General features: G+C 58.7%; 10 protein-coding genes and 1 tRNA gene. 5 read left to right on the top strand and 6 right to left on the bottom strand.

Annotated elements, in window-relative coordinates:
* The first annotated feature begins 30 nt into the window (after nucleotides 1–30).
* Nucleotides 31–1,041, top strand: a complete 1,011-nt coding sequence (locus EFB11_RS12660; RefSeq protein ID WP_243115234.1) for a PhoH family protein — start codon at nucleotides 31–33, stop codon at nucleotides 1,039–1,041.
* Nucleotides 1,042–1,119: 78 nt separating this feature from the next.
* On the opposite strand, the gene EFB11_RS12655 is transcribed toward EFB11_RS12660, so the two are convergent.
* From EFB11_RS12655 to malQ, 4 genes are all read right to left on the bottom strand, one after another.
* Nucleotides 1,120–1,195: transfer RNA gene (locus tag EFB11_RS12655), tRNA-Gly, on the bottom strand.
* An 88-nt stretch (nucleotides 1,196–1,283) separates the two neighbouring features.
* Nucleotides 1,284–1,913 carry a helix-turn-helix domain-containing protein gene (locus EFB11_RS12650; protein WP_122790555.1) on the bottom strand — a complete coding sequence of 210 codons (630 nt, stop codon included), beginning with the start codon at nucleotides 1,911–1,913 and terminating at the stop codon, nucleotides 1,284–1,286.
* Between the two features lie 99 nt (nucleotides 1,914–2,012).
* On the bottom strand, nucleotides 2,013–3,239 hold the full coding sequence (locus EFB11_RS17045) for an HAD-IIIA family hydrolase (RefSeq protein WP_206424188.1): 1,227 nt from the start codon (nucleotides 3,237–3,239) through the stop codon (nucleotides 2,013–2,015).
* A gap of 36 nt (nucleotides 3,240–3,275) precedes the next feature.
* Nucleotides 3,276–4,856 (bottom strand): 4-alpha-glucanotransferase, encoded by a 1,581-nt coding sequence (gene malQ / locus EFB11_RS12635; RefSeq protein ID WP_122790554.1) that lies wholly within the window; start codon nucleotides 4,854–4,856, stop codon nucleotides 3,276–3,278.
* 262 nt (nucleotides 4,857–5,118) lie between these two features.
* Between malQ and trmB the strand changes: the two genes are divergently transcribed.
* From trmB to EFB11_RS12615, 4 genes are read left to right on the top strand one after another with little or no spacing between them, the layout of a single operon-like run.
* A complete protein-coding gene (trmB, locus tag EFB11_RS12630; RefSeq protein WP_122790553.1) occupies nucleotides 5,119–5,802 on the top strand; it encodes a tRNA (guanosine(46)-N7)-methyltransferase TrmB in 684 nt (227 codons plus the stop codon).
* Nucleotides 5,799–6,722, top strand: a complete 924-nt coding sequence (locus tag EFB11_RS12625) for a TIGR01212 family radical SAM protein (protein WP_122790552.1) — start codon at nucleotides 5,799–5,801, stop codon at nucleotides 6,720–6,722. The genes trmB and EFB11_RS12625 overlap by 4 nt, the downstream gene beginning before the upstream one ends.
* 17 nt (nucleotides 6,723–6,739) lie before the next feature.
* Complete coding sequence (locus EFB11_RS12620; RefSeq protein WP_122790551.1) at nucleotides 6,740–7,723, top strand: sodium:calcium antiporter; 984 nt, start codon at nucleotides 6,740–6,742, stop codon at nucleotides 7,721–7,723.
* A gap of 16 nt (nucleotides 7,724–7,739) precedes the next feature.
* Nucleotides 7,740–8,483 (top strand): EFR1 family ferrodoxin, encoded by a 744-nt coding sequence (locus EFB11_RS12615; protein ID WP_122790550.1) that lies wholly within the window; start codon nucleotides 7,740–7,742, stop codon nucleotides 8,481–8,483.
* 49 nt (nucleotides 8,484–8,532) lie between these two features.
* Here EFB11_RS12615 and EFB11_RS12610 read toward each other — a convergent pair whose 3' ends face one another.
* On the bottom strand, nucleotides 8,533–10,635 hold the full coding sequence (locus EFB11_RS12610) for a hypothetical protein (protein WP_122790549.1): 2,103 nt from the start codon (nucleotides 10,633–10,635) through the stop codon (nucleotides 8,533–8,535).
* The gene (locus EFB11_RS12605) at nucleotides 10,619–12,883 is read right to left on the bottom strand and encodes an efflux RND transporter permease subunit (protein WP_243115233.1); all 2,265 of its coding nucleotides are present in this window, start codon (nucleotides 12,881–12,883) and stop codon (nucleotides 10,619–10,621) included. The genes EFB11_RS12610 and EFB11_RS12605 overlap by 17 nt, the downstream gene beginning before the upstream one ends.
* Between the last annotated feature and the right edge of the window lie 23 nt (nucleotides 12,884–12,906).

The following is a 12,906-nucleotide window of genomic DNA, read 5'->3' as shown; positions in this document are numbered from 1 at the left end:
ATGCCGTGTTGTCGGAGGAGGACGACCCATTTGCATAGTGAAAAAGTATCCCTGGACGTATCGGTCATGCAGGATTTGTTCGGCGTGGGCGATACGAATATCGCCGCGATTGAAACGGCGTTATCGGTCAGTGTTTCCACCCGTGGAGGCTTTGTGGAGGTCAGCGGGGAGGAAGCCAACGTGCGCTTGGCGCTCGATACGCTGCGCACCTTGGAAAAAATGCACAAGAACGGCGAAACGCTCAATGATTTTGCCGTATCGCGCGCCATTGAACTGGTGCGGGAAGGGCAGGGCGACGCCATGGTGGCTGCCATGCAGGACACCATCGCCATTGCGCACAACGGCGCGCCCATCAAATGCCGCACCATCGGTCAGCGCAAATATGTAGACGCCATTCGGAAAAATACGGTCACCATCTGCATTGGTCCGGCGGGTACGGGCAAGACCTATCTGGCGGTTGCCGCCGTGGTGGGCATGCTCAAGCGCAAGGAGATCGAGCGTATCGTGATGTGTCGTCCGGCCGTGGAAGCCGGGGAAAAGCTGGGCTTTCTGCCGGGCGACCTGCAAAACAAGGTCGACCCCTATCTGCGACCGCTGTATGACGCGCTAGACGAACTGCTGGGGCATGATACCGTGCAGCGGTACATCGAAAACCGCACGATCGAAATTGCGCCCCTAGCCTATATGCGCGGTCGAACGCTCAAAAATGCCGGCTGCCTGATCGACGAATGCCAGAACATGACGCTCATGTCGCACAAGCTGATTTTGACCCGCCTGGGCGAGGGCTCGCGCATGATTCTGACCGGCGACATCACCCAGATCGACCTGCCGGACGGCACCGAATCCGGCCTGGCCAAGTGCGCCGAACTGCTCAGCGACATTGAGGGCATCGGCGTCGTGCGGCTCAACAGCCGGGATGTCATCCGCCATAAGCTGGTCGGGCAGATCGTCAAGGCGTTCGATAAATACGAAGGGCAAAAGAAAGATAAGAAACCGCTCAAGGCGGACAAGTACCGTTTCCGTAAGATGACCGGAAGATAAGAAAAGGAGGGCATACGCCCTCCTTTTTCGGTTCGACGGAAAAACAAAAAACCTCTATCCGAAGATAGAGGTTTTTTCTGGAGCGGATGACGAGGCTCGAACTCGCTACCTCCACCTTGGCAAGGTGGCGCTCTACCAGATGAGCTACATCCGCATGTCTTTTTGTTCGCTCGGAACGATATTTATTATAGCAGGCAGATGCAGGGGAGTCAAGCATTATTTTCAGAAATTTTCGATTTTTTTTACATGGTCTTTTTCCGCAGTGTCCAGGCAGTCACCAGGCCGCAAAGCAGCAGGTACAAAACAAATCCGGCGGCAACCGGAACCAGTGCCCAATACGGCCGCGGGTAAAACGAAACCAGCAGTCGCATGCCGGCCATACACGGCAGCGGCAGGACCAGCCAGACCGACAGGCGCAGAAAAAGCCGCAGGAAGCGTTCGCCCACGGTGGGGCTCGTATGTCGAAGCTGCACGAAGCAGGTCAGCCCGCAGGCAAAGCAGACGATCTGCAAAATGACGCCGACGAGCGACGGCCATTCGCTGGCGGAAATAAAGCGCCCGTGGTATTGCAGCAGCAGACCGACCGCGCAGCCGGTGAGGGATACGCCGAGCGAGGGGATGGGACTGGACTGCCGGGAGTTGGATGGCTGCGTCGGTGCCGGAGGGGCCTCGGCATCCGTGCGCAGCAGATAGTCGGTGGTCACGCCATAGAAGTCGGCAAGGGATTTGATTTTGTCGATTTCGGGCGCTGCGGCATCCAGTTCCCATTTGCTGACCGCTTGCCGGGATACGCCGATGGCTTCGGCAAGTTGTTCCTGCGACAGGCCGCGTGCCCGCCGCAGAGCGGATAGTTTACTTCCAAGTGTTGTCATCGAAAAACCTCCTTTGGGATACCCTCAGGATAGCAAAAGCCCGGCCGGAATGCTACCAAGCCGGGCTGGAAATCCCCGCAACCAGTGGTTGCGGCGGGTTTAATATCCCAAAATTTCGCCGATCAGCACGATTTCATACCGCTCGAACGACAGGGGCGGCGCCAGGTGCACCACCAGGCTGCAACAGATGCGTTCCGGGCTGCGGCAGTCGTGGCATTTGCCGTCCATCACGCAGGGGGTCTTGCGCCCGAGCCGCTGCGCGTTGCGCGGCGCGGCGATGTTGCGCGCACGTTCGACGGCCGCTTCCAGCGTGGGTGCAAGCTTGTTCAGACCGCACACCTGGAAACAGGTCTTGGCGCCATAGAGCGACGCGGCCACGCGGTTGGACGCGCCGTCGATGTTGACCACTTCGCCGGTGGCGGCCAGACCGTTGGCCGAGGTCAGGAACACTTCGGCATCCACACACGGCGGCTCGCCCTTCCAGTGCCAGTGCACGTCAGCCTGCTCGGACAGGGCTTCATACGCGCCCATTTCCTCGAGTGTCATCGACCCGCCAAAGCCCACACGCTTGCCTGCGCAGGCCTGCGCCAGATAGGCCACCGCCTGCTCCTTGGCATCAAAGTAGGAGAACGCAAACCCGTGGCCGGTGAACGCTTTTCGCAGCGCTTCGACATCGGGTCCGAGCAGCAGGGATACCAGTTCATACGGTCGGTCGATCAGCTGTCCGGCACCCGCTTCGGTCAATACGGCGCGGCTGCGGAAGCCCCAGGTCACGCCGATCGAATCCAGACCGGCATTTTGGGCGGTCTGCATATCCACCGCGCTGTCGCCGATGTAGATAGTCTGTTCGGGCTGGGCGCCCAGGCTGGTGAGGATTTCCTGACAGGAGGTCGGATCGGGCTTGCGCGGCACATCCGGACGCTCGCCAAAGGTCAGATCGACCAGCCGGGGGAAAAAGTGGCGGATGAGCGCCTTGGCGGCCGGGTCATATTTGTTGGACAGCACCGCGATGCGCATACCGGCATCTTTAAGCGCGGTCAGCACATCCAAAATCCCATCATAGGGATGGGTGCGGTGCATGAGGTGTTCGTTGTAGTAGGCGCGGAACACCTCCAGGCAGGCGTCGATGTCGGCGTCTGCTGTGCCTTCGGGCAGAGTGCGCTCGATCAGCTTGCGGATACCGTTGCCCACGCGGTCACGTACCTGGGTCTCAGTGACCGGCGGCAGGCCGCGCGGTTCGATCGCGGCGTTGACTGCATCGGTCAGGTCGCCCAGGGTGTTGAGCAGGGTGCCGTCCAAATCAAAAATGGCGGTGGTATACTTCATGGGTAAAAAACGTCCTTTCGAGAAAACAGGGGAAAATTAGTCTTGGGCTGCTGCTTCGGAAACTTCGGCGGTTTCGGAAGCTTCGGGCGCCTTGCGGGGCTTGGGCCGCTTGGGCGGCTGATAGGGTCGATACCGCTTGTAGGTTTCGGTGATTTCGCGCAGCATGCGGGCCACTTCGCGGTTGATGCCTTCCTTGCGCACGCGCCAAGACCAGTTGCCGCCCACAGTGGACGGGACATTCATGCGTGCATCAGCGCCCAGACTGAGCACATCCTGCATGGTGGTCATGGTGATGTTGGCACACGACGCCCACACGCTCTTGATGGCGCTCCAACCGAGCGCTTCGCTGGTGGACGAGCGCAGATAGCGATAGGCGAACTGCTTTTCGTCCTCGTTGCAGATGTCCATGACCTGTTCGCACACGCTCTGACTGTCGTGGGTGGAGGTATATACGATCATATTGGGCTTGTAGTTGTGGGGCAGATGCTCGTTGTCGTTCCAGACATCAAAGGCAAAAATCAGGACTTTCATGCCCGGGAACCCGCTTTCGTCCAGCAGGGCGCGTACCTTGTCGGTGATGATGCCCAAATCTTCGGCGACCACCGGCAGCTTGCCGAGTGCGGCTTCCAAGGCGTTTAACAGCTTCATGCCCGGCCCCTTGCACCAGCGGCCCTTGATGGCGTTTTCGGCCCCGGCCGTAACCTCCCAATAGGATTCCAGACCGCGGAAATGGTCGATGCGGATGACGTCAAACAGTGCCATATTGCTCTTCATGCGCCAGATCCACCACTGGAAGCCGCTTTCTTCGTGGGCCTTCCAGTCATAGACCGGGTTGCCCCAAAGTTGGCCGGTTTCCGAATAATAATCGGGCGGGACACCCGCGACCTTCTTGGGGCTGAAATCGGGCTTGAGCTTGAACAGCTCGGGATGCTGCCACACGTCGGACGAGTCGGGCGACACATAAATCGGGATGTCGCCAATGATCTGCACGCCGTGTTCGTTGGCATAGGTGCGCAGGGCGGTCCACTGCTCGAAAAACAGGTATTGCAGGAGCACACGGAAATCGATCTCATCTTTCAGTTCGGCCTTGGCGCGGCGCAGCGCGGCCGGCTGGCGGCTGCGCACGTCCTTTTCCGGCCAGTCCCACAGCGCACGGCCTTCGTATTTTTCTTCTTTGAGCGCCATGAACAGCGCGTAATCTTCGATCCAGTCGCGGTTTTTGCGGCGGAACAAGGAGATCTTTTTCTGCATCTCCTCGTCCACCCGCGCAAAGGCGCGGCGCAAAAGCGACGGACGGGTTTCAGCAAGCGAAATATAATCAACCTTGTCAGGCGTGTGCTTGAATTCAGCCGCCCGCACTTCGGCTTCGGTCAGCAGGCCATCCTTGACCAGGGTGTCCAGGTCGATGAGCAGATAATTGCCCGCAGCCGCGGAAAAACACTGGTAGGGCGAATCGCCAAAGCCGGTATGGCCTAAGGGGAGCACCTGCCAATAACGCTGGCCGGCCGCTTCCAGAAAATCAACAAAATCATAGGCGGCGTTGCCAAGCGTGCCGATGCCGTGCGGCGAAGGCAGGGATGTAATGTGCATCAGGATGCCGCTGGTACGTTCAAACATGGGGAAAACCTCCGGGATGTGGATTTATAACAATGCCTTTACCATTATAAAAGCCAAAGGGGCATTTGTCAAATATGCTGATTTAAAAAGAGAAAAAAAGTGGAAATCGGTCTTTTTGCACAAAGAAAGTCGGCGGCGGGCAAATCGCCGGACAAGCTGCCGCTGCACGGGGCGCCGAACGGCAAAAGCTACTTGCAGCGCCCCATCGGGTTGGCTATAATAGTACAAGAATGGACTGTTCAGAAAGAGAGGAAACGCATCCATGCGCATGCGAAAAAAGAAGAATTTGGACACCCGCCTGGCGGCCTGTGCGGCCGTGATGGTGGACGATCCGGCCGCGCAGCGTGGCCAGTGGCGCGCGCTGTTCGGCAATCAAAACCCCATCCATCTGGAGATCGGCTGCGGCAAGGGCCGTTTTATTTTGGAGATGGCCAAGCGGCATCTCGATGTAAACTTTGTCGCCATCGAGCGCGAAGAAGGGGCGCTCATCATGGCCACCGAGCGGGCCATGCACGAAAACCTGCCCAATCTGCGGTTTTTGAGCTTTGACGCCGCCGCTCTGGGCGAGATTTTTGACGCCGGCGAAGTCAGCCGGATTTATCTCAATTTCTCCGACCCGTGGCCGCCCAACCGGCAGCGCCGCCGCCGTCTGACCCATGCCGACTATCTGGATGTCTACAACCAGATCTTGGAGCAGACGGGCGACATCTGCTTTAAGACCGACAACCAGCGTTTATTCGAGTGGTCGATTTCGTCCATCTGCGAATACGGCTGGCTGGTGCAGAACATTTCGCTCGATTTGCATCACTCCGACCTCGCGGCCGAGAATATCATGACCGAATACGAGGAAAAATTCTCGCAGCAGGGCTATCGGATTTACCGGCTGGAGGCGCGCCGCCGCCTGCCGCAGTTCATGGACCGCCGCCGTCCAGCGCATCGGCCGTGAACCCCTTTCCCTATACCGCGGACAACAAGCGGTATCATACCTATGCGTACTTTTTAAAACAGAAATATGGCGGACGGGTGGCACGCGTGCCGCTCGATGCGGGCTTTACCTGCCCCAACCGCGACGGGACCAAGGGCACAGGAGGCTGTGCCTTTTGTTCCCCGCGCGGCAGCGGCGACCAGGTCGTGGGCGGCATGGATTTGCCTGCCCAGTATGCGGCTGGCATCGCCAAGCTGCAAAAATGGCGGGACGCCCGCTATATCCCGTATTTGCAGGCGTTTTCAGGCACCTATGCACCCATCGAGCGACTGCGGGAAGTGTATGACCAAGCACTCCAGCTGCCCGGCGCGGTCGGGCTGGCGGTGGCGACCCGCGCCGACTGCATCGACGAGGCACGTGCCGCCCTGCTTTCATCTTATGCGCAAAAGACCGACCTGACCGTCGAACTCGGCTTGCAGACTATCTACGACCGCACGTCGCAGGCCATGGGCCGGGGCGAAACCTTCGCGGATTTCACCCGCGCCGTGAAGCTGCTGCGCAAAAAGGGCATTGCGGTCTGGGCGCATCTGATCAACGGCCTGCCCGGCGAAACGCGCAAGATGATGGTGCAGTCGGCTGCAACCCTAGGCCAGATGGACGTGCAGGGGGTTAAGATTCATTTGCTGCATTATCTGCGCGGCACCCGGCTGGCAGGGCTTACCCATCTGGCCATGTCGCAGGAAGAATATGTTGGGACCGTGTGCGACCAGCTCGAAGTGCTGCCCGGCCGCATGGTCATCGGTCGCCTGACTGGCGACGGTCCAGCGGAGTTGCTGCTGGCGCCCCAGTGGAGCCGCCGCAAACGGGAAGTGCTCAATGCCATCGACCAGGAGCTTGTCCGGCGGGACAGCTTTCAGGGCAAACGGCTGCAAACCAAATAAAAGGAGGAACCATCCCTATGTGGATTTTTGCCGCATATCTTTTGCTGGCTTTGTGTGTGATTTTCTTTTCGGCCCGGCTGGGCCATTATGTCGACCTGCTCGACCAGAAAACAACGTTGGCCTCGGCCTTCATCGGCGGCGTGATGCTGGCAGCGGTCACGTCGCTGCCGGAATTGTTTACGTCCATCACCTCGGTGGCTGCGGTTGGCAAACCGGCCCTGGTGGTGGGCAATATTTTGGGCAGTGATTTGTTCAATGCCTTTGTGCTCGGCCTGGTATTTCTGGTCTGGTTCCGCGGCCTGATGGCCGCGCGCGTGACGCGCAGCCATGTGACGACTGCCGTGTGCGTACTGGCCGTGTATCTTATTTTGGGCGTGACCTGTCTGTGGGGCCGCAGCCTGCTGCTGATTGGCGTAAGCGCCATTTCGCTGGTTATTGCGGTGCTGTACGCGGTGAGCATCAAGATGATGTCCGGCGACGAGGATACGGGCGATAAGGAAGATATCAGCCCGCTGTCGGTGCGGCAGGTGGCCGCGCGCTTTGCGTGCTATGCCGTGCTGTTGGTCATTGCGTCTATTTTGATTACCTATGCGTCCGACTACATCGGCGAAACCCTGGGTCTTGGCACGACGCTGGCCGGTGCGCTGCTGCTCGGCATCGTCACATCGCTCCCGGAAATGATCTCCTGCTTTGTGCTGGCACGTGTGGGCAACTTCAACGCTATGATCGGCAACATTGTCGGGTCGAATATGTTTAATTTTATCATCCTGGTCGTGGCCGATGTGGTATACTGGAACCATGATCTCTATGTTTACGACGGCCAGGGCCGTCTGCTGCTGCTGACCGGCGTGGTCAGCGCCGCGGCCGTGCTCGTCCTGACCAGCCTGCTCGCACGCACCGGCTCCGGTCAGCGCAAGCGTCCGGCTTTGCCGGTGGCGCTGCTGTCGGTGGTCCCGGTGGTGTGTTATGGGGTGTTCGTGACCCTGAGCGCCGGACTTTAAAATCGGAGGGACGCCTATGATTTGTTACTTTTCGGCAACTGGCAACAGCCGCTATGTGGCAGAGCGTCTGGCCAAAGCGCTGGACGATGAGCTGTTCAGCCTGAACGATGCCATCAAGCAGCACAAGCCGGGCGACTGGAATTCGGACAAGCCCTATGTGATCGTTTGCCCGATCTATGCCTGGCGCATCCCGCGTGTGGTGGAAGAATATCTGCGCACCGCGCGGATGCGCGGCAGCCGGGATGTTTATTTTGTCGTCACCTGTGGACAGGATGCCGGAGCGGCTGCGTCTTACGTGGCGCTGCTGTGTCAGGAAAAGGGGCTGGCGTTCCGGGGGCTGACGCCTATTGTGATGCCGGACAACTATCTGGTGATGTTCCCGGTGCCCGACCAGTCCGAGATCGACCAAAAGGTACAGGCCGCCGGGCCGCAGATCGATGCCGCGGCTGCGCGCATCCGCGACCGGCAGGCGCTGGACGCCGTACCCGCCGGAGCATCCGGCCGCCTGAAGAGCGGACCGGTCAATCAGATGTTTTATCGGTTCTTTGTGTCGTCCAAGGGCTTTTATGCGACCGATGCCTGCACGGGCTGCGGCAAATGCCAGACACTCTGTCCGACAAACGCCATCCGCATGCAAAATGGCCGGCCGGTGTGGGGCAGCGGCTGCACCCACTGCATGGCCTGCATCAACCGCTGCCCGGTTCGGGCCATCGAATACAAAAAAGGCACCCGCAAAAAAGGGCGCTACCATTTGGATTAAAGCAAAACCGCCCGCGTGGAAACCACGCGGGCAGTTTTTGTTTGCCGGTTTAAAAGACGCTGGCAATGGCGGCAGCGATCTTTTTGAAAATGTTCACGATACGGCCCCAGACGCCGACATCAGTCTCTTCGGCTTCGGCGGCCTGGACTTCGGCCATCTCATCGACCGAAATCTCGCTGGTGCGCAGGATAAACTGCAAGCTGGAAGGCGAGGCGTTCTGGTCCGAGGTGAACGAACGAAATGCCAGAGAATTGTCGATGTTCAGAATGTTGCTCTCGTCTTCGATGTCGTTGACCTCATCCGAAATCGTGTTGTGAATGGAATCGGTCGCAGTTTGCAGGCTGTTTGTTGTGCTGCCCGAATTGGCCGCGCGCTGCATGACATCGATCAGGCCATCGAGTGATTGCTGGGTGCTGGCATCCGCCTGATCGCGCAGCGAACGCAGCGTGTCGCGCGTGTCGGTCAGCAGCGTGTTGGCCGCTTTGACCGTGTCATTGAGCGCAGTTGCGGTGTCGGTGATTTTGGGGATGGCAGCATTGAGATCGGTGTTGGTTTTGTTGAGGTTTTCCTGAATCGGCTCGATCAGAGCAAGCAGCTCATCCAGACGGGTCAGGGAATTTTCGGCCAGTTCGGTCGCTTCCTGACCGAGCGAAGCCATGTCGCCGCCCAGGCCGCGATAATCGTCCAGTACTTCCTTGAGGTCCTCGAGTTGGCCGACCATCGATGCCGAAGCATCGGTCAGTTTGCGCAGGCTGCCGCACAGGTCTTCGAGGGCCTGGAAGGTGTTGCCGGTTTCGTTAGCAATCGGAGCGAGCGTATAAAGCAGACGGGAAATCGGTTCACTCAGCAGACTGCCCTCGGGCAGAATACTTAGGATTTCTTGCAGAATGGTTTCCACATGCCGCAGATTGGACAGCGCGCTGCGCAGGTCGCTGAGCTGGTCGGACAAATTGTTGGCATCGGTGCCCAGCGATTTGAGGGCCGACTGGATTTGGCTGAGATAGAGGTCATCTGATGCCTGTTCATCCAGATCTTCCATCAAGTCTTCCAAACTGGACAGATCATTTCGCAGGTCGGTCAGCAGGGTCTTGTAGCTGTCGATGTCCTCTCGGGAATCGGAAAGCTGGGTGAGCACTTCGGTTATGTCCGCATGGAAGGTATTGAGATTGGTCTGCGCGGTGTTCAGCTCCGGGATGAGGGCATCCGAACTGCCGGCGAGCAGTTCCAGCTGCGACAGAGCGGCATCAATATCCGGATCAATGGTGCCGCGCGAGGCGATGAGCTGCTGGCGCACTTCATTGATGCCCGAAATGCCGTCGGTCATGGACTGCAAGCCGTTTTGCATACCGCTCATGGTGGTGAGCATGGCCGAAAGCCCGTTGTAAAGGTCGTCGTGCGCGCCGCTGAGCGTATCGCGGGCATTGCGCAGGTCGGTGATGGTATCCAACTGGGACAGGGTGGCGGGCGCCATGAGCATATAAACACCCATGGACTCAAAATCATCCGAGCCGATGCGTACCGTGTAGGTGTTTTCCTCACCGGGCAGGCCGAGGAACACCGCGAATTTGTACGAGCCGAGCGACTGGATCTGCGCGCCCGGTGCTTCAAGCGACTTGGTTTCGTCCATGTTGGCACCCGTGGCAACCATGAGCGTCATGTTGTTGCGATAATATTCGTCGGCAGCCGGGTTGGGGATGGCATGAATGGTGATCTCCACCAGACCGGACACACCCGCCAGATCTTCGGCCTTGGCCGGCACGCCGTCCAGCTTATAGGACACGTCGAAGGTCCACGGCATTTGCAGGGCTGTCGGGTCGCTGGGCACGCATTCATAGTAAAACCGGGAACCGGTCACATCATTTAACGTAAAGTCCACGCCGTCGGTGCGCAGCTGGGGTTCGTCGTGCGAGGTCAGGTTGTTGACCTCGGAGTAGCTGCCATAGTCGGACAGGCTGGTCGCGCCGTTTAAGGTGACGCTTTTAACCACGCGCATGTCGCTCAAGGCACCGTACTCGTCCAGATTGACATAGACCGCCTCATCGGTCGCAGGCTGGGGCGCTGCGGCCAGCGCCAGGGGCGCGGCCTGCGGCGCCAGAAGGACACCGGTCAAGGCCAGGGCCGTGCAGCGCAGGAATTTACTTTTTGTCTTCATCTTGTTGCGCCTCACTTTCGCTTGGTTTATGGCCCCGCAGACGGTTCCAAAGCGCCTGCCGGCGGGCTTTGCGGTTTTTCCGAATCTGCTCGCGCAGCGCAAGACGCTGCTTTTGCAGGGCAGACAGGGTGGGGAAGGTCAGTTTATTCTGTCGGATGCGGTTCATGCGTGCATGCTTCTTTTGAGCATGGTCGGGCTTGATGATAAAGCGGTCAAAGGCCAGCAGGCAAGCGGGCAGCATGAACAGTACCAAAAACATACTCAGCAGAGCACCGCGGCCAATCAGGCGGCCCAGACTGCCCACCGCCTCAATCGAGGTCAGGAAGTACAGGCCATAGCCGGCCGCCGCCAGAATGAAGCCCGAGGTCAGGATGGACAGCGCGCTCTGGGTGACCGTGCGGATGGCAGCTTCCTTTTTGTCCCCTTGGGCGCGGGCGTCGAGGTAGTTGCCGGTCATCAAAATGGAGTAGTCGATCGTCGCGCCGAGCTGGACGCACGATACGATGATAAAGCCCAGGAACATGGTGCGCTGGCCGTAGATATACGGCAGCGCGGTGTTGATGAACACCGCCGACTCGATGGGGATGAGCACCACGAGCGGCAGGAACAGCGATTTGTATGTAATCACGACCACGAGCGCGACGCCGAGCAGCGACAGAATGTTGACGAACGCATAGTCATCGGTGATGATGTCGCGGATGTCCTCGGTCGCCGGGGTCACACCGACCACATACGTCTTATCGTTGGGATAATACTTTTCCACAATGCCGCGGATTTCGTCGGTGTACTGGAACGCTGCTGTACTTTCCCCCGCCGAACGCACATTGACGATCACGCGCGCCCAGTTTTCCGAATGCAGCTGCCCGGTCAGGCTTTCGGGCAAAAATTCTTCGGGGATGCCGGACGGCAGCATGTCGGCAAGGCCCATGACATACCGGGTATAGGGCAGCGCATCCAATTCTTCGGTCATGGCTTTTTCGGTGACATTGTCGCCCACGGGCACCAGCGCCAGCATCATATTGCTGCGGCCGAACTTTTCATTCATGAGGTTTTCGTTCTCGTAGATGTCCGTGCCGGGCGAGTTGGTGATGGCCTCATTGCCGTAGGTAAAGTCGGCCATGCCCTGGCCGACATAGCACGGAATGACGAGCAGCAGCACCAGAACGGTTAGCGGAATGCGGATTTTATACGCAAATTCGCCCATCTTGCGGAAGCCCGGCAAAAACGGCCGGTGCGCCGTGCGGTCGATGACGTTCTGAAACCGCAGGATGAGCGCCGGCATGAGCAGCAGTACGGTGAGCAGGCTGCAAATGATGCTCTTGGCCAGCACAAAGCCCATATCCGGACCAATGCCGAAGCGCATGACCGCCAGCGCAAGGAAGCCGACCACCGTAGTCGCGCCCGAAGCGCCGATGGACGATACGGCCTGCCGCAAAGCGTTGGCCATGGCCTGTTCGGGCTCGATGCCGTTTGCTTTTTCGCGGGTGAACGAATGCAGCAGGAAGATGGAATAGTCCATCGAGCAGGCCAGCTGCAAGACCGCACCGACCGCATTGGACATGAACGAAATCTCCCCGAAAAACAGGTTGGTGCCCATGCCGATGACAATGGCAATGCCCATGACCAGCAAAAACAGGGCCGGTTCAAACCAGGAAGTCGTGGTGATCATCAAAATAAGGAAGATGACCACAACAGCCAGCGCCATGACGCGCGCGACCTCGCTATTGATGGTCGGGCCAAGCATGGTGTCCGACGCTGCCGAACCGGCCATGATGCCCTTGCCCTCGATGATGGACTGGATTTCATGCACCGCTTCATGGGTGCGGTCGGAGGAGTCGCTTTCCAGGAAGGTGATGTCCATATAGGCATCGCCGTCCTTGTAGTAGTCCTCGATGTTGCTGTAATCGATGAATTCACTCGAACCATAGATGTTGGTCGTGGTGTCGCACCACAAGACCATGTCGACCCCATCGACCTTGGCAATCTGATCCTTGATCGCCTTGGCTTCCCGCAGCGTGACATCCTGGAGCATCACACGGCCCATGCCGGGATAGGTGAATTCTTTCTCCATGATGTCGAGCGCCTGCGCCGAAGGCGCAGAGTCGGGAAGGTATTTGGTCAGGTCATAGTTGACGCCTACAAATGGAATGCAGGCCAGGTTGAAGATAAACAGGATCAGGAAGAGCTTTTCGATCACCTTCCGCTTGCGGATGATCAGCTCGACCGGACGCCGCCCCTCTTTTTTCACAAACAAAACACCTGCCTTGGCGC

The sequence above is a fragment of the Intestinibacillus sp. Marseille-P6563 genome (genome assembly GCF_900604335.1).
Taxonomy (GTDB): Bacteria; Bacillota; Clostridia; order Oscillospirales; family Butyricicoccaceae; genus Butyricicoccus_B.
This window is presented reverse-complemented; position numbering and strand designations above follow the sequence as displayed.